Origin of the sequence: Spiroplasma corruscae, assembly GCF_002237575.1 — a bacterium.
GTDB lineage: Bacteria > Bacillota_I > Bacilli_A > Mycoplasmatales > Mycoplasmataceae > Spiroplasma_A > Spiroplasma_A corruscae.
In genome coordinates this window covers 1-23,348 of the sequence record NZ_CP022535.1, presented here as the reverse complement: position 1 = coordinate 23,348, position 23,348 = coordinate 1, and the positions used below count along the sequence as shown (strand labels likewise).

23 protein-coding genes and 1 other RNA gene are annotated in these 23,348 nt (G+C 27.4%); all 24 read right to left on the bottom strand.

Features of this window, described 5'->3' with window-relative positions:
• Position 1: 1 nt before the first annotated feature.
• Positions 2 to 448 carry a 50S ribosomal protein L9 gene (rplI, locus tag SCORR_RS00120; RefSeq protein ID WP_094047959.1) on the bottom strand — a complete coding sequence of 149 codons (447 nt, stop codon included), beginning with the start codon at positions 446 to 448 and terminating at the stop codon, positions 2 to 4.
• Positions 449 to 505: 57 nt separating this feature from the next.
• On the bottom strand, positions 506 to 733 hold the full coding sequence (gene rpsR / locus SCORR_RS00115; RefSeq protein WP_094047957.1) for a 30S ribosomal protein S18: 228 nt from the start codon (positions 731 to 733) through the stop codon (positions 506 to 508).
• Positions 734 to 742: 9 nt separating this feature from the next.
• Positions 743 to 1,195, bottom strand: a complete 453-nt coding sequence (locus tag SCORR_RS00110; RefSeq protein ID WP_094047955.1) for a single-stranded DNA-binding protein — start codon at positions 1,193 to 1,195, stop codon at positions 743 to 745.
• An 11-nt stretch (positions 1,196 to 1,206) separates the two neighbouring features.
• Positions 1,207 to 1,671 carry a 30S ribosomal protein S6 gene (rpsF, locus tag SCORR_RS00105; RefSeq protein ID WP_245831786.1) on the bottom strand — a complete coding sequence of 155 codons (465 nt, stop codon included), beginning with the start codon at positions 1,669 to 1,671 and terminating at the stop codon, positions 1,207 to 1,209.
• Between the two features lie 108 nt (positions 1,672 to 1,779).
• Positions 1,780 to 2,394, bottom strand: coding sequence for an IspD/TarI family cytidylyltransferase (locus tag SCORR_RS00100; RefSeq protein WP_094047953.1), 615 nt, complete (start codon positions 2,392 to 2,394; stop codon positions 1,780 to 1,782).
• A gap of 8 nt (positions 2,395 to 2,402) precedes the next feature.
• The gene (locus SCORR_RS00095) at positions 2,403 to 3,407 is read right to left on the bottom strand and encodes a class-II aminoacyl-tRNA synthetase family protein (RefSeq protein ID WP_094047951.1); all 1,005 of its coding nucleotides are present in this window, start codon (positions 3,405 to 3,407) and stop codon (positions 2,403 to 2,405) included.
• Positions 3,407 to 4,921 (bottom strand): lysine--tRNA ligase, encoded by a 1,515-nt coding sequence (lysS, locus tag SCORR_RS00090; RefSeq protein WP_094047949.1) that lies wholly within the window; start codon positions 4,919 to 4,921, stop codon positions 3,407 to 3,409. Before lysS ends, SCORR_RS00095 begins: the two co-directional genes overlap by 1 nt.
• A gap of 16 nt (positions 4,922 to 4,937) precedes the next feature.
• Positions 4,938 to 5,903, bottom strand: coding sequence for a tRNA dihydrouridine synthase DusB (gene dusB, locus SCORR_RS00085; protein ID WP_094047947.1), 966 nt, complete (start codon positions 5,901 to 5,903; stop codon positions 4,938 to 4,940).
• Positions 5,903 to 6,217: a DUF1904 family protein gene (locus SCORR_RS00080; RefSeq protein ID WP_094047945.1), complete on the bottom strand. Its 315-nt coding sequence runs from the start codon at positions 6,215 to 6,217 to the stop codon at positions 5,903 to 5,905. Before SCORR_RS00080 ends, dusB begins: the two co-directional genes overlap by 1 nt.
• 68 nt (positions 6,218 to 6,285) lie before the next feature.
• Complete coding sequence (locus SCORR_RS00075) at positions 6,286 to 7,176, bottom strand: ABC transporter ATP-binding protein (RefSeq protein ID WP_094047943.1); 891 nt, start codon at positions 7,174 to 7,176, stop codon at positions 6,286 to 6,288.
• Positions 7,177 to 7,225: 49 nt separating this feature from the next.
• Positions 7,226 to 8,080: an Hsp33 family molecular chaperone HslO gene (locus SCORR_RS00070; RefSeq protein WP_094047941.1), complete on the bottom strand. Its 855-nt coding sequence runs from the start codon at positions 8,078 to 8,080 to the stop codon at positions 7,226 to 7,228.
• A 36-nt stretch (positions 8,081 to 8,116) separates the two neighbouring features.
• Entirely contained in the window at positions 8,117 to 10,030 is a 1,914-nt protein-coding gene (gene ftsH, locus SCORR_RS00065) for an ATP-dependent zinc metalloprotease FtsH (RefSeq protein WP_094047939.1), read from the bottom strand.
• A 35-nt stretch (positions 10,031 to 10,065) separates the two neighbouring features.
• Positions 10,066 to 11,187: a tRNA lysidine(34) synthetase TilS gene (gene tilS, locus SCORR_RS00060; RefSeq protein ID WP_094047937.1), complete on the bottom strand. Its 1,122-nt coding sequence runs from the start codon at positions 11,185 to 11,187 to the stop codon at positions 10,066 to 10,068.
• 4 nt (positions 11,188 to 11,191) lie between these two features.
• Positions 11,192 to 11,911, bottom strand: coding sequence for a tRNA1(Val) (adenine(37)-N6)-methyltransferase (locus SCORR_RS00055; RefSeq protein WP_211279178.1), 720 nt, complete (start codon positions 11,909 to 11,911; stop codon positions 11,192 to 11,194).
• Positions 11,911 to 12,651 carry a DNA polymerase III delta subunit-related protein gene (locus SCORR_RS00050; protein ID WP_094047933.1) on the bottom strand — a complete coding sequence of 247 codons (741 nt, stop codon included), beginning with the start codon at positions 12,649 to 12,651 and terminating at the stop codon, positions 11,911 to 11,913. The genes SCORR_RS00055 and SCORR_RS00050 overlap by 1 nt, the downstream gene beginning before the upstream one ends.
• Entirely contained in the window at positions 12,644 to 13,279 is a 636-nt protein-coding gene (gene tmk / locus SCORR_RS00045; RefSeq protein WP_094047931.1) for a dTMP kinase, read from the bottom strand. Before tmk ends, SCORR_RS00050 begins: the two co-directional genes overlap by 8 nt.
• 15 nt (positions 13,280 to 13,294) lie before the next feature.
• Complete coding sequence (locus tag SCORR_RS00040; protein WP_094047929.1) at positions 13,295 to 13,867, bottom strand: toprim domain-containing protein; 573 nt, start codon at positions 13,865 to 13,867, stop codon at positions 13,295 to 13,297.
• A gap of 1 nt (position 13,868) precedes the next feature.
• A complete protein-coding gene (gene dnaX / locus SCORR_RS00035; protein ID WP_094047927.1) occupies positions 13,869 to 15,716 on the bottom strand; it encodes a DNA polymerase III subunit gamma/tau in 1,848 nt (615 codons plus the stop codon).
• Between the two features lies 1 nt (position 15,717).
• Complete coding sequence (locus tag SCORR_RS00030) at positions 15,718 to 16,146, bottom strand: deaminase (protein WP_094047925.1); 429 nt, start codon at positions 16,144 to 16,146, stop codon at positions 15,718 to 15,720.
• 11 nt (positions 16,147 to 16,157) lie between these two features.
• An RNA gene (gene ffs / locus SCORR_RS00025) (signal recognition particle sRNA small type) lies at positions 16,158 to 16,255 on the bottom strand.
• A 133-nt stretch (positions 16,256 to 16,388) separates the two neighbouring features.
• Entirely contained in the window at positions 16,389 to 18,812 is a 2,424-nt protein-coding gene (gene gyrA / locus SCORR_RS00020; RefSeq protein WP_094047923.1) for a DNA gyrase subunit A, read from the bottom strand.
• 18 nt (positions 18,813 to 18,830) lie between these two features.
• Positions 18,831 to 20,729, bottom strand: coding sequence for a DNA gyrase subunit B (locus tag SCORR_RS00015; protein ID WP_094047921.1), 1,899 nt, complete (start codon positions 20,727 to 20,729; stop codon positions 18,831 to 18,833).
• Positions 20,730 to 20,790: 61 nt separating this feature from the next.
• Complete coding sequence (dnaN, locus tag SCORR_RS00010) at positions 20,791 to 21,918, bottom strand: DNA polymerase III subunit beta (RefSeq protein WP_094047919.1); 1,128 nt, start codon at positions 21,916 to 21,918, stop codon at positions 20,791 to 20,793.
• Positions 21,919 to 22,016: 98 nt separating this feature from the next.
• A complete protein-coding gene (dnaA, locus tag SCORR_RS00005; protein WP_094047917.1) occupies positions 22,017 to 23,348 on the bottom strand; it encodes a chromosomal replication initiator protein DnaA in 1,332 nt (443 codons plus the stop codon).

The window sequence follows — 23,348 nt, the reverse complement described above, 5'->3', positions numbered from 1 at the left end:
ACTAAATAACTCCTTCTACATTGACTTTTAGAGTCGCACTTTTTTCTTTAGACAACTTTATTTTAAGATAGTATAAACCAGCTTTGTTAATATTTTCATGTCTTTCAAACTTACGCTTATCAATTTCAATTCCATGACTTTTATTCAATACATCGACAATTTGATTTAAAGAAATTGTACCAAATGCCTTACCTTTATTTAGTTTTAGTGAGAACTTTAAAGTTATTTGCTCTATTTTTTCAACCAATTCATTGACTTGTTCTCTACTTTCGTTTTCTATCTCTTGTTGCTTATTTTTTAAAACTCTTAGATGCCCTAGTTCTTTTGTTGAAGCGACTTTAGCAAGGTTTTTGGGTATCAAAAAGTTTCTTGCATATCCGTCAGACACTTCTACAACATCATTTTTTTTACCATAATTTTTTACATCTTCTAATAAAATTACTTTCATATAATCACCAAAATAATTATAACAAATAAAAAATACCCAGCTGGGTATAATAATTTTTTATTGAACTATAAATGGTAATAATCCCATAATTCTAGCTCTCTTTATTGCGATTGCTAACATTCTTTGGTGTTTTGGCGAAGTACCAGTAACTCTTCTTGGTAATATTTGACCATTTATTGATATAAATTTTTTTAGTAAGTCTACATCTTTATAGTCAATGTAATCTATCTTATTTTTTGCAAAGAAGTTAACTTTTTTTCTTCTAACAAATTTTTTTACCATGATTTTCTCCTTTTAATCTTCTCATAATATAGAATCATCATCTTTTATTTTTTCGTCTTCAACTAAATCAAAATCAAGAGCCTTATTGTTTTGTGTATTACCAATGTTACCTGGACTAGTAAAATTTGAAAATCTATCTTGATTAGATGATGTATCTTGTACACTACTTGATAAAAATTGTACTCTGTTTGCTCTAACAAATACACTTTGTTGAAATTGACCATTTATATTTTCTTGTCTTACATTAAGCGAACCTTCAACAGATACTTGTCCACCTTTTTTTAAGTACTTAGCCATATTTTCTGCTGTTTTTTCCCAAGCAAAACACGGTACGAACTGTGTGTATTGTTTACCACCCGCAAACTCATTTACAGCTAATGTAAAAGCAACGAATGCTCTATTATCTTTTGAGTTTCTTAGTTCTGGATCTTTGGTTATTCTACCTATTAAATTTACAGAGTTCATATTTTATCCTCTTAGTCTTTTACTTCTTTTACTTCAGAAGGAGTGGCTTTAACTTCTTCTTTAGGTTCTTTTCTTTCAGATGTATTATCATCTTTTCTAAACCTTTTTTCATATGGTCTATTAGGTTTTCTTTCTTCTCTATATTTAGACATATCTGTTTTTGCATACATAGTTGATTGAATATAGTTTTTTTCATTTTCAGTATTAATAATTAAACTTCTAACTATATTTTTATCAATGTGTGAAACACGTTCAAACTCAGATATATTAGTTGAATCTGTTTCAACAATAAGAACACAATAATGTCCTTTTTTCTTTTTATCTATTTCATATGCAAAATCTTTTAATCCTCAATTTTCAGACTCTAAAATTTTTCCTGAATTAGCAGTTAAAATTTCATTAAACTTTTGTTCAACTTTTTTTACGTCATCTACATCTTTATCAATGATGTACATAATTTCGTATTTTCTTATCATAGGTTCTCCTTTTGGTCTATTGGCCTTAGAAAAGGCAAGGAATTAATATTAAATTAACTCGCTTATTAATTATATATTAATTTGTTATTTTATTAAATATAAATATGATTATAGATTCAAATCACTAGCATAAGTTATTTTTATATTTTTAGAGTCACCTTCAATAAGTTTTATTTTTAAGCTTTTGTTATTTTCAACAGCTTGAAGATCATCCATTCAATTAGCATCAAATTTCTCATATGCTTTTTTAATAACACTAGATAGAAAAACTTGTGGAGTTTGAGTTTGTATAAATTCATTTCTATTAACTGTTTTAATAGTATTATCCTCAAACACTTGCTTTAAACAACTTGTAACTTTTAAATATGGTACTACTACATCATAATTCTTAATTTCTTCTAATAACATTTTAATGAAGCTTTTATTAACAAACGGTCTTGCACCATCATGTACTAGTACATATTTTTTAGTTACTAATTTCAAACCATTATATACTGATGATGCTCTAGTTTCGCCACCAAAAGTTTTTACAACATTCTTATTTTTTACTTTGTCGAAAACCTGATTATTAGAAACTAATATAATTTCTTCAATTAATTTATTTTCTAAGAACCTATCTATAGTTATATTAATCAAATATTCACCATCTATTCTAGATAATAGTTTGTTATTTTTACCGAATCTATTTGAACTCCCATTTGCCACAATGATAATACTAAACATACTACTCCTTAAAATACTTTAATTTTATTAGCTCTACAATATTCAATAAATTCCTCATCCCAAATAGACGAATGCACTTCTGCTATGTGTTGCTTCTCTAATATCATCATAGTCACTCTATTTATGAAAAGTCCTGAAGACAATGAAACTGGTAGTGCATTTGACTTAATTAAATAATTATAATTAGTATTATTTTTATAATTCTCTTTTAGTAAGAGGTTTTGTTTTCTTAAAACTTCTCTATCAACTTGGTATGAAGCATAACCTATTGAAACTGCTTTTTCACACTCATAATTATATACATAAAGTTTAGAATATGTTTTAAAATCAAAAACATCTTCTGAAAAGCTATTCATACTTTTATGATTAATTATTTTTTCGACATAGTCTTTTAATACAAAACTTCCATTTTCTTTTGCAAACTTATTAATTCTTTCCTTGAAGGTCAATAATGGGTATAATTCTCTTAACTTCTTATAAGAAACAAATGTTAATGTTTTTGCAAAGTGCGATTTTTTTAAGTTCTTATATTGCTCACTTGTTTTTATATCAATACTATAAATTAAGGAATAAAGTTCTATTAATATGCTATCTAAGAACTTCATATCTATTTCTTTTGTTAAAAGCTCAATACCTAGTTCATCATATATTATCGAGCTAGTATTACCAACTTTCGCATCTCTATCAATGGTTGAAAACTTTGATATAATACCCTTTTTATTTTCTAGGTGCTCGATATTTGATAAAATTTTTCTTCTTCATTTGTTGTTTGCTAATATAATCTCCCCAAAATCTTTACTGTCAATTATATCAAAATCAATTGGTCTTTTTGTTTGTTGAAAATCGTCATTTAGTCAGTCTCTTTTATTTGTTACAATACCACTATCTACAGAAATTAACTTAAACTTATTCTTTATACCCAAAAATAAGCTATCTTTAATTAATTCGATAGCTTTTAATGTATCTTTAAAATTTAGTTTAGAAACATACCCTAAAACAATACCAAACTTCATTAGTTACCTCTTGGTCTTAATTGTGGAAATAATAAAACGTCTTTAATTGAATCAGATCCTGTTAAAAGCATTACTAATCTGTCAATTCCAATTCCGATCCCTGCTGTTGGCGGCATTCCATATTCCAAAGCTTCTATAAAATCTAAATCCAATTCAGACGCTTCTTCATCTCCTGCTTCAGCTTGTTTTATTTGATCTAAAAATCTTTCATATTGATCAATAGGATTGTTTAATTCTGAAAAAGCATTTGCATACTCTCTTTTATTTATAAAAAATTCAAATCTATCGGTGAATCTTCCGTCATCTTTATTTAATTTTGAAAGAGGTGATATTTCTTTTGGGTGTCCAATTATAAAAGTTGGTTCAATTATTTTATCTTCTACAAAGTGTTCAAAGAATAAGTTGATAATATGACCTACTGAGAAGTGATATTTTTCATAATGAACATTATGTTTATCGGCTAATTCAATTGCTTCTTTGTAAGTCATTGGTTTTCAAAAATCTACTCCACATACTTCTTTAATTGCGTCCACCATATGTCACCTTTTGAAAGGTTTTGAAAAATCATAATCATTTCCATCATATGTTAATTTTGTACTACCATTTACCTGCTCAGCACATGTTCTAAATATTTCTTCACATAAATTCATTAAAAAATTCATTTCTTTATAAGCTACATAAATTTCAATTGAAGTAAATTCCGGGTTATGTCTTGTACTCATTCCTTCGTTTCTAAATAGTCTCCCTATTTCATATACTCCTTCAAAACCTCCTACTATGCACCTTTTTAAGTGAAGCTCTGTTGCAATTCTTAAGTAAAAATTAGAATCGAGCGCATTATAATGAGTAATAAATGGTCTTGCATCACCACCAGCTTTTATTAATTGAAGTATTGGCGTTTCAACTTCTATGTACCCTTTTTCATCTAAAACTCTTTGAATAGTTCTAATAATTTTACTTCTCTTTTGGAACACTTTTTTTGTTTCTGGGTTAACTATTAAATCAACATATCTTCTTCTATATTTTTCCTCTATATCTGAAATTCCTGCATATTTATCAGGGAGCGGTTTAAGTGCTTTTGTTAAAAGGGTAAATTCTTTAACTCTTATAGTTAACTCACCGTGATCGGTTTTCATCATTATACCTTTTACTCCAATTATGTCTCCAAGGTCTAAATCTCTGAAATATGCAAAATTAGTTTCTTGAACTTCATCCTCTCTTACATAAATTTGAATCACAGCTTCTTGATCTTGTATATTTGCAAAAATAGCTTTTTTACCTGCTTCTCTAAATAATCTAATTCTACCTGCTGTAGAAATTATATTTCCGTCACTTAATTTTGATAAATCTTCTTTATCAAAACGATTATATTCATCAATTAATGCTTGTAATGTATGAGATCTATCATAACTATTTTCTACATATGGATCTTTGTTTTCTTTTATTAGGCTCTCTAATTTTTGTCTCCTAATTTGTTCTTGTTCACTAAAAATTCTTTCGTTGTTATCTTTCATATTTTTTCCTCTAATTCTAGTATAAGTCAATAACTGACTCTAGGTCTTTAATAGTTTCAATCTGAACTGCTTTGTTTTGCATTTCACTATAATTTGGACTTTTTTTATATGCCTTTATATATCAAACTAACTGCTTTCGCATTTCCTTAATCGCATGTTCTTCACCTAGTTCATTTATTAATAATTTTGCATGTCTTATAATTGTCTCTTTTCATTCATTGAATGAAGGTTTCTCTAACAATGTTTTAGTATTTAAATAATGTTCTATCTCTCTAAAAATTCATGGATTTCCTTGGGCTGCTCTAGAAATCATAATTGCGTCACATCCAGTTTCTAAAAACATTTTTTCTGCAGATTCTCCATCTACAACATCACCATTTCCAATTACTGGTATTTTAACTGCTTCTTTCACTTTTTTAATCCATGTTCAATCTGCTTGTCCTTTATAAAATTGATTTCGTGTCCTACCATGAATTGCTACTGCACTTGCACCGTTTTCTTCTGCAATTTTTGCTAGTTCAACTACGTTCTTGCTCTCATCATCTCAGCCAATTCTCATTTTAACAGTTACTGGTTTATCAGTACTATTAACTACTGCTCTTATTACTTCTCCAACTCTTTCTGGGAATTTTAATAAGTTTGCACCAGCTTGACTCCTTAGAGCTACCTTAGGTGCTGGACAACCCATATTAATGTCAATTATGTCACAATCAGAATTTACATCAACTATTTTTGTACCCTCAACAAAAGAATTTACATCATAACCAAATATTTGTAATGAGGTTGGTTTTTCGATCTCAGAGACATAAATCATTTTCTTTGTTTTTTGATTATTATGTACCAAACCCTCCATACTAACCATTTCAGCATAAACAAGAGAAGCTCCTTTTTCACGACAGATTGTTCTAAAAGCGCTATTAGTTGTTCCTGCCATAGGACCAAGAAATAATCTACCTTCTATATTTATATTTTTTATTTTCATTAACCTATTAACTTGCCATTTAAATACATAAAATTATTTATTTCAGTAAACTTTAAATATATCTTCTTATAATATTTACCAAAAAAATCTTGTAAATGATTTGCTACGATTTCCTGCTTTAAAGGCCTCCCAAGTCATTCAACAGAAACATAAAGAACATTTATATCATTATCATTAGTAATTAAACTTATTTCTTCATACAAGAATACAAAATTTTCAACCTTAGCGTTTACTAGTAATGCTAATTCCCCTATTTTCTTATGATATTCTTGAACTGTTTTTAAATTTTCACCTTTGAATGTAAATACTGGCATAATAACCTCCGTCTATTATTTTAATTATAATTTAAATAAATAAAAAAAGTACTAAAAAGTACTAGTTTTTAAGATCAATCAATATCAGAAGGTTTTTTTGGGTTAGCATTATTTCTAATGTCATCTATTAAACCATTTTTTACATGAATAACTGTATCACCAATTTCACTAATATTAGGGTTATGAGTAACTATTATAATTGTAGTCTTGTATTTGTTTTTTATATCTACAAGTATTTCCAGAACTCTTCTACCCATTTCTTCATCAAGTGCACCTGTTGGCTCATCACCAAACAATATCTCAGGACTTTTCGCAAGTGCTCTTGCAATAGAAACCCTTTGTTGTTGACCACCTGACATTTGGTGAGGGTATTTATTCATTTGGTCTTCCATACCAATTGTTTTGAAAATATCAACTAATGACATTTTATTTTCTTTTCTTTTACTTAGGTTTTCACCAACCTCAGCATTCTCTTTAGCTGTTAAATTAGATAATAAATTGTATTGTTGGAAAATGAAACCAACATTTTCACGTCTAAATTTAGTTAAGTGCGAATCTTTTAATAAAGATAAATTGTTTCCTAATACAAAAATATCTCCTTCAGAAGATTTATCAAGTCCTGAAATTGTATTTAATAATGTTGTTTTACCAGAACCAGATGGTCCAAGTATTACAATGAACTTACCTTTTTCTATTTTTAAATCAACTCCTCTTAATACGGGGGTTAATATATCTCCAGTTTGATATCACTTTCGTACTCCAAAAAGTTCAATTACATATTTATCAGTATCAGGTTTATTATCAGTTGTTGTAACAATATCTCCTAATAATATCTTTTTAGAAAACTTTGATGTTTGTTGTTTTTGAAACTTAATCTTCTGCTTTAATTCTTTAAATTCATCAGACTCGTTGAAAGTAGGCTTATTAATTACAACGAACTCGGGTATTTTTTCAGTCATGTTATTCTCCTTATTAAATTATAAAGTACACTAAAATAATTTTATCATACTATTCTAATAAAGTTAAAATTTCATCTGGTCTAATGTTGTATTGTTTAGTACAAAAATCACAAATAACCTCTATAACTTCTCCTTCTTCATAAGCCTTTTTTAATTCTTCTTTGCTAAGTAACTTTAAAGAACTCATGACTTTATCATTAGAACATGTGCATTTAAACTTTATTTCCCTAGTTTCTAATACTTTCGCATCCTCGCAAATATCCTTTACAAGCGCATCATAATTTGTTGTTTTTTCAAGAGTACTAATTAAGTAACTTAAAGTACCAATTTTTTCTTCTAAAAAATCAATATCATCATCTTTAAAATTGGGTAATAATTGGATCATAATACCACAAGCTTTTTTTACTTCTCCGTTAATAATTTTTACACTAGAAGTGATTAACGAGTTAATTTGGTCACTTTTTTGCAGGTAATACATAAAATCCATATTAATCTCTCCTGAAGCTATTTCAACCTTTGAAGTATAGGGTTCAACACTTTTTTTATCATATCTAGAAACTTGTAAAAAACCATTTGTACCAACCGCTTTTGATAGTAAACTTCCTGGTTCATCCTCTTTTATGCTTGGTACTTTGTTTTGGACATAACCTCTAAAATTATTATTATCAAATTCAGCAATTAAAGAACCTAAGTACCCCATACCATTTAAATTTGTAACTACTTTAGCACCATCTTTCAATGATAAACTAACTAAACTTGTATTTATTATCAGCTTTCCTAATGCCTCAACTGCAATTTCACTCAGTTTTTGTATACTTGCTATTTCTACCAAACCTTCAGTAATATCTACAATTGAAATTTTTACATTTCTTAAATTACTTATAGCTCTAATTTGTAAATCCATAATATCTCCTTATTTAAAAAAAATAGCAGTGAAGTGCTATTTTTTTTCATCCTCATCTGGTTCAAACTCAAGTATTTCTCCAGCGTTTTTTTTCTTTTCTTCTTTTTCCATTCTTTCTTTTTCTTTAATAACTTCATCTGGAAGTTTAGAGTATTTATTGATATATTCAATTTGCTCAGCAGTGATTGTTTCAAGAACCCTTAATGATTCTGCTATTAATTCAAGTAAATCAAGGTTCTTACTAATTAATTCACGGGCTGTAATATAACAATTATCTAATATTGTATTAATTTCAGTATCAATTTTATAAGCAATCTCATCTGAATATACACCTTTTGTTTGACCATATGCTTCTTCTTGCATTGTTAAATATTTTGTTAGTCCAAGAGTAGACATACCAAATTGGGTAACCATCCTTCTCGCGATGTTTGTTGCCTTATCAAGATCATCGTGAGCACCAGTTGTAATTTTATCTTTACCAAACATTAACTCTTCTGCTGCTCTTCCACCCAGATAACCAGCAATTGATGCAAATAAATCTTCTTTAGAAGAAAAATTTGATTCATCCTTTGGTGTCATAATTGTATAACCACCTGCATTACCCCTTGGAATAATTGTAACTTTCTGAACTTTTGAAGCAGAATCTAATTTTAAACCAATAAGTGCATGACCAGCTTCATGATAAGATACAACTTTTTTGTCTTGAACTGTCATTGCTCTAGATTTCTTAGCAGGACCACCTACAACTCTATCAATAGCTTCATCGATGTCTCCTAATGTTATCATCTTACGTTTATTTCTAACAACAAGTATTGCAGCTTCATTCAATACATTTTCAAGTTGAGCACCTGAGAAACCTGGTGTTCTTTCAGCAATTCTTTTTCACTCTATCTCAGGAGATACAGACTTATTACGCGCATGTAGTTTTAATATAGCTTCTCTTTCTCTAATATCTGGTAATGATATCTGAATAGTTCTATCAAATCTACCCGGTCTTAGTAAAGCTGGATCTAAAACATCAACCCTATTTGTCGCACCCATAACTATGACACCTGAGTTAGAACCAAAACCGTCCATTTCAACAAGTAGTTGATTTAATGTTTGTTCATTAGTAGCAGAACCCATTGCAGTATTTCTTTTTCTACCAACAGCATCAATTTCATCTATAAAAATAATACATGGTGCTGCTTTTTTAGCATCATTGAATAAGTCACGTACTCTACTAGCACCTAGTCCAACAAACATTTCTTCAAACTCTGAACCAGCCATTGTGAAGAAAGCTACATTTGCTTCCCCAGCAACTGCTTTTGCTAATAAAGTTTTCCCAGTACCCGGAGGACCTTCCATTAGTACTCCCTTTGGAACTCTTGCACCCATCATTGCGTATTTATTTGGGTTTTTAAGATAATCAACTAATTCTACTAGCTCAGTTTTTTCTTCATTAATACCTGCAACATCAGAAAACTTAACATCGGATTTTATTTGTCTAGGTCTTTGGTTTTTTCCGCCTAGCATTCCTCCGCCCATTCCGCCTTTTGTCATCATACTAAAAATCCAAACATAAGCACCTATCATAATAACAATTGGTAGTAATGATTGAACAAGAGTCCAAATTGGTGAAACAAGTTCTTGATTGGTAATAATTCTTCCGACTATGTCTTTGAAAATAGGGTCCTCTAGTAAGTTAGAATATTGTTGGTTATTAATACCAACTACAAATCTGTGTAGACTCCCATCTTTATTGTATGAACCTGAAATAACATGAACACCATTAACTATTTTCTCTTCTAGAGAACTATTAACAATTGAGTTTTGCTTAAGCAACTCTTCAAACTGTTGATAAGTCAACTTTTCAGCTGAGGACACTATAAAACTATAAATAGCAAAACCAATTATCGCCAATATAAATATAGTGATTAATATTATCCATATCGTTTTTTTATTTTTCATTAAACACCGCTCACTTTTTCTAAATCTTTATAATTCTATCATAATTTATTTAAAATAACTTTTTGTTCAGGTTCAAACACCAATATTATTTTAAATCTCTCTAAATAACTTACTTTTTTATTCATAAAGTGGGTTTTTAGTTTTTTGTTTTTATAATACAATTTTGATTGTCATTTTATCCAATTATTAGTATAAACTAAATTACTAATTTCGGCATTAATGTATGTGCAATTATTTGGTTTATTATTTGTTTCAAAAGTACTAACTATGCTTTTATCACATATATAAATTTTATTGTAATCTTTTAATAGTATTCTATTATCAAAATCATATGTTAAATAGTTTTTTTTACTTCTTATTTGTTTAAGGATTTCTTTAACCTTAGCTTTCTTAGTAGATAATACATGTGATTGTAAATTATTAATTACTAGAAACTCATATATCAACCTAAGATTAAAATCATCATCGTTTAATTTTAAGTAATTAATATTTAGATACGAACTACTTTTGTCTAATAAATTGTTAATAGTCTTATATTTTTTTGACAGAGACTTATTTTTTTGATTTATCTCTTTTATAAAATGTTTTATCTCTTTCTCTTTTAGATTTGCTCTTATCTTATTTCTTTTATATTTTATATCCAAGTTTGTTTTATCAATTGCATAATCAATATTTCTTTTGTTTAATCAATTAATAATATAAGTTTTTTTATAATTTAATATGGGTCTCAAAATATTACACCCGAATAAATTCGAACTATATGAGATCCCATAATATTTTACTAATGATTTTTTTTCTAATTGCATAATAAAAGTTTCAACAACATCGTTTTGGTTATGACCAGTAAGAATTGAGTCAAATTTGTTTTCCTTAAGTAATGATGAGAATATTTTATATCTTTCGTTTCTAGCTCAAGATTCAAAATTTCCAAACTTTTTTTCATAATATATGTTTTTAATAACCAATTTAGTATTATTTTTTTTACAAATATCTTCGACAACTTTTTGATCTAATAAAGCCTCTTTACGAAAATTATGATTAATGTGACATACAATAAGATTTTTATAACCTTTTAAAATAAGTTTAGATAATAAAAAAATACTATCTGGTCCCCCTGACACACCCACTATATATTTTTTATTTTTATTTAGAGTCATAGTCTTAATCCTCAAAAAAAACTTTTACATCATTTGTATAACTTCCGTCATCATTGTGTATATATAACGGAGGAAATATCTTACAACCTTTATTATTTGATAACTTAGCCTCTACCAATATTTTGTTACTAAACTTTTCATTCTTAGAATAAATAAATCTTATTTTTTTAATTGAAAAACTAGATTTATTTAATGCAATTATAATGTCTTCAAATCTTTCTGCAAGATGAATAAATACCAGCTTTCCGTCATTATTAAGTAATATCCTTGAAAAATGTATCATTTCTTCCAGACTAAGGAATTTCTCGTGCCTTGCAATAACGAGACTTTCTTTAGTATTTAGGTTAGAATTTTCATCGATTCTAAAAAAAGGTGGGTTACAGACAACTATTTCACAAAAGTTATTCCTTTTTATTGTAAAGTTTTTTATATCTTGATTGATAATTTCAATTTGATTAATAAGATTATTTGCTTCAATATTTTTCCTAGCCAAAATAGATGGTTCTTCTTGTATCTCAACGCCATAAATCGCTGCTTTAGTATATTTGGATAAAATTAATGGAATAATTGCATTATTAGTTCCAATATCTACAATTTTTTTAACCTTTTTATTAAATGTTACAAATCGAGCTAATAAAACTGAATCTAAACAAAAATTAAAATGATTGCTATCTTGGATAATTTCTAAATCTTTGTAATTTAATAGTTTATTTTTAACCTTCACTATAGCTCCTTAATAATTTTATAAAATAGGTTTTCAAGTGTTAAAATATAGTAATTATACTTACCTACTTCTTCAATCGCTTCTATTATTCATTCTGAAATTCTAAAATTAATTCTCATGAAAGCTTTAAAATTGTACTCTAGAGCATCAATGACAGAAACTCTATCTTTTGTTTTAAGTTCTAAAAAGTATTCAAGTAATTGGAGTTTATTTTTTTTTGTATAAAAATTTAATAGTTTATCTCCACTAATTAAATTATTTTTACTTTCCGTTTTATAAATTAATGATCTTGACTTTATTGTTGGTAAAATTTTTGTTATATCCTTAGTAAAAATTAAACAAAAAGTATTTTTTGGTGGTTCTTCTAAAAATTTAAGTAATGCGTTGGCTGCACTTTCTTTTAAATGTTCTCCATTTTTAATTATATAAAGTTTATTAAAGTTGCTCTGAAAAGAAGTTAACGATAGTCTAGCAATAACTTTTTTTATTGTATCTTTTTTTATTTGATTACCATCAGATAAAACTTCGTACAAATTTTGATTATTGTTATTATTTACCAACTTGCAATAACTGCAATCATCATTTTCTATACTGTGAGATTCACAAAATAAAATTCTCTCGAACTCTTTTCCGCATTCTTCTAAAATCTCTTGTTCATTAGATTCTAATATAATAGAGTGATGAAGTTTTTTGTTTAGAATAGATGAGTAGATAGTATTTAAAAAATCTAATTTAGTCATTTTTTTTCATTCTTTGATTTAATGCATCATTAATTAAAAAGTCTACTTGTTGCAAAACCTCATTAATTGGTTTTCTTGAGTCGACAACTTTAATTCTATCTGTATTTTCTGAAATAAGTATTTGATAACCTTCGTAAACAGCTTCGTGAAATAAAGCATTTTCACTTTCTAATCTATCTGGTTTTCTTTTTCTTTTTAATAGTCTAATATGAGCTTCATTCGGGGTAATATCAAAAAAAATTGTTAAATCTGGTTTTGTAGAGCCTAAAACTATGTTTTGTACTTCATCAATTTCAGTCATCCCTATGTTTCTGGCATATCCCTGATATGCTGACGTTGAATCCATAAATCTATCACAAATTACAATAGTACCTGACTTTAATGCAGGTATAACAACTTTATCTAAATGTTGTTTTCTTGCCGCTATATATAAAAGTGTTTCAGTTCAAGGGGTGATTATATTTTTTTTGTCTAATATCATTTGTCTTATATCCTCTGCAAAAATTTCCCCACCAGGTTCTCTTGTTAACAAAACTTTATAACCTTTTTGAGACAAATTATCCTTGATCATTTTTGATATTGTTGTCTTACCAGAACCGTCAATTCCTTCAAGTGATATAAAAAGCATATCTTCACCAAATTATTATTTTTTAATAATCTTTCTATTTTCAATTGCATTTATAAGTGTTTCTTCGTCTATATAATCTAACGACCCTCCAAAAGGGATACCTCTTGCTAATCTTGTTATCTTTTTACATTTATCTTTTATAACACTAATAATGTAATTTGCAGTAACTTCTCCATTAAAGGTAAGATTTGTAGCTAATAACACCTCTGTATCTTTATTAATTCTAGCAAATAATTTATCTATTTGTATTGTATCCGGAGATATATTTTTATTTAGGTTAATCTCGCCTCTTAATATATGTACTATTCCTCTATATTCGCTATTTAGTAACTTTCTAGCTTCTCTTTTTGATGTTAATACACACACCAAGTTTTGATCACGTTTATTATTATCGCAGAAGACACATGTATTATTCATTTTATAAAAGTTGCAAATTTCACAATTTTTATAGTTTTCTTTAAGTTCTTGTAGTATTTCGTTCAATAAATTAAACTTATCTAAATTTTCAATCAAGTTTATTAAAAACTTTTCTCCTATTTTGTTTGTGATACCATCAATTTCTTTTAACTTATCTAATAAATCATCCATATTACTCTTCGACCTCAATATCAAATTCTTTAAAGTGTTCTTTCAAATCTCTAATATAATTCTCTTTTGAAATATCTATATCTGTGTTTTTTTTACTATAATATTCCCTATAACTCTTTTTTACATACTCTGGTATATTGTTTTGATTTTTATACATTATGTAATCTTTTTTTATGAAACTTCATTGGTCCTTATCTATAACAAATATAAATTTAACTTCAAGAAAATTAAATACTTTTTCAATTGATGAATCATCTCTTATTTTGTTATTCATTCAGTTTGCTTGTGAGCTGTTGTCAGTGACGATTATCGAACAATTCTCACTTGAAGCGACAACTTTTGTATCATATAAAGGAATTAACAAATCAGTAAGTTCATTTTGTTTATCTAATACACTAAAGAAGTCGTTTAATTTCGATTCTACACTTACTCTTTTTTCTTTATTAGCAAAGAACAACTCATTAAGTATATCTTCATTGCTAAAAAATACATTCACTTTAACTTTATTTTTATCTTTTATCATTGACTTCATTTGAAACTCTTTTTTTTCATAGTCAGTTTCTAACAAAAATTTATGTCCATTAATTTGTTCTTGATTATGATTTGTTATTTTTTCAATAATAAAGTCATTTTCTTCTTTTATATCTTGATTTACAAGTATTTCGTTAGAAACTTTTGGACTATGTTTTAAAGTTACGTCATCTTGGTCATTTTCTTCTTTTTTTAAAGTAGTTGTTCCAGACATCTTATTAGTTAAACTTATAAGTTTATTAGAAAATGATTTAATGATACCTAACAACACCACTTCTATACCAAGGCTTGTATTTTTTACTTTTACATAAGCATCAATTAAATTTTCAGAAAGATTAATAATAGTTTCTAAACTAATGTCATCAAACTCTTTAACTTCTTTTTCATTTAATACATTAAGAAAATCAGTATTTTTACATAACTTATATTCAACAACTTCTTTTAGAATATCAATTAAACCGATTAAGAAAACTTTAAAATCTACACCGATTCTACTAAATGATTCAAGTGCATTGATTATTTTATCAACTTTATTTAGAGTGATATTACTTATAAATTCTAGTTTTTCACTTTTTGAAGATATATAAAATAGTTTTTTTAAGACTTTTATATCTATAACATGTTCAGTAATTACCATGCATTGTTCAAGATAGTTTAGAGCATCTCTCAATGAACCTTCTGTTATGTAGTAAATTTCAAGAGCAGCTTCATGTGTAATTTCAAAACCTTCTTTTATACTTATTTCAATCAATTTGTTAACTAAGCTTTCTTGATCAATTTTTTTAAAATTAAACGCTTGACACCTAGAGACTATTGTTACAGGGATTTTGGTTTGCTCTGTTGTTGCTAAAATGAACAACGCATGCCTAGGAGGCTCTTCGAGAGTTTTTAATAATGCGTTAAAAGCCGCATTAGATAACATGTGAACTTCATCAATTATATATATTTTATAATTTGAAATTGTTGGTAAAGTTGAAATGTTAGATTTAATGCTTCTAATTTCATCTACTCCATTATTTGAAGCAGCATCAATCTCAAATAAATCAGGGTGTGACTCATTATTAAATTCAATACAGCTTATACATTTATTACATGATTCATCAGAGATGTAATCTTTACTATCGCATAAGACTTTTTTCGCAAACAGCCTAGCTAAAGAAGTTTTCCCTGTACCCCTTTGTCCTGAGAAAATCATTGCATGAGAAAATGTTTTTTTCATAAGTTGTTTAGTTAAGATTTCTTTCACAACGGAATGTCCTACTAACTCATTGAAGCATGAAGGTCTATATTTTCTATATAATACTTTTTTGTTTTCCATACTACCCTCTTAAAATTTTAAAAAAATTTTGAAGTTCATTTCTAAAGAACTCCTCTTGCCTTTTATTATATACTTTACTAAATATAATGCTTGACCTAATTCTAGAATAATCAATTTTATCATTTTCCAATCAATAATATACTTCTTTTATGTTAACTTGTTCTAAAGTGGTGATACACATTAAACAAGGTTTTAAATTTACGTAAAGTTTATATTCACTCATATTTTTAGATCTTGTTTTTTTAAAAGCCTTATTTATACAATTTATTTCAGCATGATTATTTATTTCATACTTTTTTTGTCTAGTGTTAAATCCTAAATAAAAATTATATTCATCTTTATACAACAAAGAAACTACCGGCACATCTTTTGATTTCTTACATTTTTCAATACTTTTATTTAATAAATTATATATTTTATTTATTTGCATAATTTCCCCAAAAATAAAAAAAAGTCAATGTACAAGGCACTGGATTCTTATGGCTGCTACCTTCCGGTCCTGACCAAGTTCGAACGTCACCCTTACAATGACATTCATATAATAACATATTATATTCTAAAATAAAAAACAAAATGAATTATTTAAAGCTAGTTAACAATATCAAATAAATAAAAATGTTTCACGTGAAACAATAAGTTCGCATAAATAAAAATGTTTCACGTGAAACATTTTTATTTATTAAATTTTATTGAGACAGAAGTAACAGTTTCTTTATCATTTACATCAAACCCTATTACTCCAGAACTGCTTCTTGATTGAAGGTTTATATCACTAGCTAATATTCTTATAGTTTTTCCTTCAGAGGACACCATGATTATTTCATCTGTTTCTCTAATAGAGAAAATATACTTAAGATTACCAGTTCTATCATTTAATTTCATTCCGATAATCCCTTTTGAACCACGACTAAGTAAATTATATTCTTCAATTAATGTCTTTTTTAAAATTCCTTTGTCTGATATAGTAACTACCATTGTATTCTTTACAGTTGAACAAGCAGATACTGTATTATCGTTTTTGTCTAACTTAATTGCTCTAACACCTCTTGAACCTCTAGACATAATTCTAAATTTCTCTTCTTCTATTTTTATAACTTTACCTTTTTTAGAAGCTATTATTAGATGTTCATTTCCTTTTGTTGCTACAACCGAGATCAATTTGTCACCTTCATCTAATACAATAGATAATTTTCCTACATTATTCACCTTTTCAAACTCTTTTATCAAAACTCTTTTTGCAATACCGTTTTTTGTTAGAAGAAATAAGTTCTTATTTTTATTTTGTTTGTAACATAAAACAGAAGTTACAGTTTCTTCTTGACTTATACCAATGTAATTAATCAATGGAATACCTCTTGAGTTTTTTGAAAATAAAGGTATTTTGTAAGCTTTTATTTTATATACTTTTCCAATATTTGTAAAAAATAAAACTTCATCCTTTGCTTTACCAATACAGGATATAAGTATTTCATCGGTTTGATTATTACTTAGTAAAGTTCCCTTACCTCCGCGTTTTTGTACCTTAAATTCATCTAGCTTAATTCTTCTTACGTATCCATCATTTGATAAACTTAATAAAAATTGGTCATCTTGGATTAGTTCTTCATCTTCGATTTGAGTTAATTCTTCTTCAATTATTTTTGTTCTTCTTTCATCTCCGAACCTTTTTTTAATATCTATTAATTGATCAACTAATATTTTTTGTTGTAGTTCTTTTGAGTTAATTATTTCTATTAAATAAGTGACACGTTTTTCAATATCTAAAATTTCATTCACAATTTTTTCATGTTCTAAAGAAACCAACCTTTGTAGTCTCATATCTAGTATAGCTTTTATTTGTTTATCATCAAATTTAAATCTATTACCTAAATTAAGACTTGCTTCTGCAGTTGTTTTAGAGTCCTTAATAATTCTAATTACTTCTTCAATGTTATCGATGGTTACTTTTAACGCTTTTAGAATATGTAACTTATCTTCAAGTTTTGTTTTCTCATATTGACTTCTTTTTATTATCACTAAAATTTGGTGGTTTATATATAACCTAATAATATCTTTTATATTCAATAATTCAGGTTTTCCATTATTTAAAGCTAATAAATTAATTGCAAAATTATATTGTAGATTTGTTAGTTTATAAAGTTTTTTTATAATAAGTTGAATGTTTGCAGTTTTTTGAACTTCTACAACCACCCTAATTCCTTCATAATTAGACTCATCTCTTATATCATGAATACCTAATATAATTTTATTTTTATGGAGTTCAGCAATCTTTTCAACAACTTTAAGTTTATTTGTTTGATACGGGATTTCTGTAATGACAATTCTATTTCTTTTTTCTGTCTCTTCAGTTGTAATCTTCGCTCTTAATGTTACGCTACCCTTTCCTGTTTTATAACCTTCGATCATACTTTTACCATTAGTCATAGAAGCACCCATTGGGAAATCAGGACCTTTTATAAGAGTTAGAATTTTATCAATAGTTATATCTTTGTCGTTAATAGATTCCACAATTGCATCTATTACCTCAGAAAGGTTATGTGGTGGAATATTTGTAGCCATACCAACAGCTATACCTGTTGCGCCATTAACTAATAAATTAGGAAAATAACCCGTTAAATATACGGGTTCTTTTTCAAGTGCATCATAATTATCTACAAACGGCACAGTATCCATATCAATATCTCTAAGTAATAGTGAAGATATTTTTGAAAGACGGGCCTCAGTATAACGCATCGCCGCAGCTCCATCGCCATCAATAGATCCAAAATTTCCATGTCCTTCAACAAGTGGGTATCTATAAGAAAAATCTTGAGCCATTCTAACCATTGCTTCATAAACTGAAGAGTCACCATGTGGATGATATTTACCTATGACTTCACCAACAATACGTGCAGATTTTTTATGAGGAGTATCAGAAAAAATCTTTAATTCATTCATTGCATATATAATTCTTCTTTGAACAGGCTTTAACCCATCTTTTAGATCAGGAAGTGCTCTACTAACAATTACACTCATTGAATACTCAAGAAAATCTCGTTCAACTTCTGTTTTTATGTCGATATCTAATAATCTATTTTCTATGTTATTATTTTCCATTATTTAAATAACCTCAATCTAAATATCAATGTTTTTCACAAACTTTGCATTTTCAATTATAAATTTTTTTCTTTCCTCAACATTGTCACCCATTAGGTTAGAAAATACTTCGTTTGCTAAGAATGCATCATCCGCTGTAACTTTTAACATAGTTCTTCTTTTTGGGTCCATGGTTGTTTCTCATAACTGAATAGGGTCCATTTCACCTAAACCTTTATACCTTTGAATATTATATTTTGTACCTTCATAAGTACTCTTTTTAAGATTTTCTAACTCTGAATCACTATAAGCATAATTTGTATTTTTTGTGTTTCAAACTTTATATAAAGGTGGTTGAGCAATGTAAACATTACCATTTAAAATTAAGTCTTTCATATATCTATAAAAAAATGTCAAAAGAAGAACTTTAATATGAGCTCCATCAACATCTGCGTCAGTCATAATAATTACTTTTCCATATCTTAGTTTCTTTAGATCTAAATCTTTTTTTACGTCTGTTCCAACAGCAGCAATAATTGATTGAATTTCAACGTTTTCAAATACTCTATTTTGCTTTACTTTTTCAACATTCAAAACTTTTCCTTTTAATGCAAGAATAGCTTGATTTTTCCTATTTCTTCCAAGTTTTGCACTTCCACCAGCTGAATCACCTTCTACTAAATATAATTCAGACTCTTCAACATTTTTAGATTCACAATCTGCTAGTTTACCTGGTAAAGAGAAACTACTAAGAGCTGATTTTCTTTTTGTATCTTCACGAGCTTTTTGAGCCGCTTTTCGTGCTTTTTGTGATAATGAAACTTTTTCTAATATATTTTTGGCATCTTCTGGGTTTTTTAACAAATAATCTTCAAAAGTTTCTAAAACTACATTAAACACACTTTCTTTTGCATCATTATTTGAAAGTTTAGCTTTTGTTTGTCCTTCATACAATGGATCTTTATGTCTAATAGAAACAACCGCAACTATTCCTTCTTTAACATCATCCCAAATAAATTTATTAGCATTATTTTGTTTTAAGTTATCAACATATAAGTGTATTGCTTTTAGCATTGCATTCTTGAACCCATCTTCATGAGAACCACCTTCGGATGTGAAAATATTATTACAAAATGAAAATAAGTTGTCATCGTAGTTTTCGTTGTATTGGACTGCTACTTCAACTTCTACTTCATTTACCGTTTTTGATACATAAAATATTTTATTATTTATTTTTTCTTTTCCATTATTAATTTCTTTTACATAATCTTTAATTCCGTCGGAAAAAATGAAAGACACTTCTTTTTCATTTTTTTGATCATATAAATTAAGTTTTAATCCTTTGTTTAAAAATGCTAACTGTCTTATTTTATTTTTGATTATATCAAAATCAAATACCACAGTATCTTTAAAAATTGAGTTGTCAGGTTTGAAACAAATTATTGTTCCATTTACATCAGTGTTTCCTACTAATTCTAAACTAGTTGATTTTGTTCCGCCTTCTGAAAAGTATTGTTTATAAATTTTACCATCACGCATCACATAAGCTTTAACATAATCAGATAAAGCATTTACAACTGATGCTCCAACACCATGAAGACCACCTGAGATTTTATAAGTAGACTCATCAAACTTCCCACCTGCATGTAAAACAGTAAAAATTGTTTCTAAAGTTGTCTTATTAGTTTTTGGATGTATATCAATAGGTATACCTCTCCCATTATCCTTTACAATGATTTCGTTTTTATCAGTTATTATAATAGTAATTTCATTACAATATCCTGCAAGAGCTTCATCAACAGAGTTATCAATAATTTCTCATACAAGATGATGTAATCCATTTTTATTAGTAGTCCCAATATACATTCCAGGTCTTTTTCTAACGGCTTCAAGACCCTCTAATATTTGTATTTGTTCTGAATTATAATCGTTTTTCATGATAACCTTTTTCTACCTTTTAATTATAGCATTTAATAGTAGAATTTATCTTTATGGTATCTTAATTAGAAAACATTGGTAAAATAATTTGACTTAAACTATCATCTTCTGAAGAAGAAATAACAATTGGTTTTTTTGAGTCAATTAAGTTGATTTCAATCATTCTTGTTTCAAAACTTCTTAGAGAATCAATTAAATATTTAGAATTGAATGATATGTTTTGATTATCTATTCCTTTTAATTCAAATTCTTCAAATTCTTCTTCGTAACTACCAACCTGATGAATACTTGACTTAATAAATATCTTTTCATTTTCAAGAATTAAATTAACAACAGGAATTGAGTTGTCATCGTTTGGTAAATCAGCACGTGAAATTAACTTGTAGAATTTTTTGTTATCCACAAATATGGTTGTATTAAAATCAACTGGAAAAACAGCATTTACATCAGGAAATTGTCCTTCAAGAACAGATGTTTGAAAGACAGTTTTATTTATTATAAACATCGCATAATTATCAACTATACTTATTTTACATTCTCCATTTTCAGGTAATAATTTGATTACCTCTAGAACACTTTTATAAGGTATATTAGATTCAAACTTTTCTTCAATTTCGGAAGATCAAAAATTTATCTTCTTTCTTGAAACTCTATATCCATCAGTTCCAGTAATAAAAAAAACATCGTTTTTTAAAGAAAAATTAAGTCCAGATAATACAATTTTTTGTTTATATTCATTAACAGATATTATAGTTTGATTTAAAGCTTTTTTTAAATCAGCACAATTTACTATAATGCTTTCTCCTTTTTCTCTAAATGCGATTATAGGAAAATCATTATAATCAAGTATATTTAAAGAAAATTCTAGTTTCTTTCCGGATAATACTACAATGTTTTCTTCAACACAAGATACATTAACAATATCATCATCCATTTTTCTAAGTATATCCAAAAAATACTTACCTCTAATTAATAGGTTACCTGGTTGCTTTATTATAAGGTCTATTTCTCCAACGTTAATACAAGTTTTAATAGAGATTACACTATTTGTAGAAATCAAAACCAAATTATCGACAGATACTTCAATACTAATTCCAGTAATACTTGGTGATGGTGATTTAAAATCAATTATTCTATTACATTTATTTATTTCTTCAATGAGTGAGAGTCTATTTATACTAAAAAACATTTATTCCTCCTATTAATTTATTATTTAATTTATTATTATTATACTCTTAATATGTGGATAACTTCACCTGAGGCTTATAGCATTAAGGTTTTGAGCCTTTAAGACACAATATCTTTCTTAATTTTTTTCAATGTAGCTTTGAAAAGTTTGTCGTCCTTTAAAAACTTGTTTATTTTGTTATAAGCATTCAGCACAGTAGTGTGATCTTTACCACCAAAGGCAAGACCAATTTCCGAGTAATTCTTTTTTAATATCTCTCCTGTAAGATACATAGCAACATGTCTCGCTTTGACCACGTTTTGAACACGCAAGCCACTATCAATTGATTTAATACTAACACCATAATTTTGAGCCACAACATCCTTTATTTTTTGAACTGTAATCTCCCCACCAGGTGCAAACGAGTAGTCTTCGAGTATTTTTGATATTTTATCAATATTTATTAGCTCTTCAGAGTCGTGTTTATTTTGTATGAAATAAAATTCTATCTTATTAATTATTCCCTCTATTTTTCTTACGTCCGTACCAAAGAAAGAAGATATATATTTTTTACTTTCCTGTGAAAGTTTTATGTTTGCAATTTTACATTTATAGTCAATTATATTTAATGATGTTTCATTATCTAACTTCTCGATTCTGACGCTTAACCCTTGTGAGAATCTTGACACCATTCTTTTATCAAAACCATTTAATTGCTCTGGAAACTTATCAGAAGATAATACGATTTGTTTATTACTTTCTACAAAAGAATTAAATATATTAAAAAATATCTCATTTGTTTTGCCACTATTAGCCAGAAATTGAATATCGTCTATTAATATGACGTCTATATCATTCATTTTTGTCTTAGTCATTTCGATTTCTTTAAAACCATCCATCAGAGAGTCGAGTATATTTTTTCTAAAGTCTGATGAAGTAAAATATTTTACATTTAAATTTTCATCATTTTTAACCACTTCACTACTTATAGCTTTTAATAAATGAGTTTTTCCTAATCCAGAATCTCCGTATATAAATAATGGATTCCATTTAGTACCCAAATTGTTTATTGCTGATTTCGCAGCATTAAGTGCATTTATATTACTTGAACCTGTAATAAAATTTTCAAAAGAGTATATATTTTGTAACGATTTTTGTTTTTTTAGACTTACCAATGATTTGATCTCAAGTTCTTTCTTAAACTCATCCTTGGTTAATAAGGTTAAATTAGTGAATTTTCCTGTGATTTCAGCAATTTTTTCTTTTAATTGATCACTTATAGTGTTTAAGTATCACTTTGAAAGTTCTGATTTAACTATTATTACTTTTTCGTCATCACTTAATTCTTTAAGTTCAGCTATTTTTATATACTCGTCATAAACGTTAGGTTCAACTAAATCGGATGAGATTAATCATTCCTTAGTTTTTTTTCATATATCATTGTTATTCAT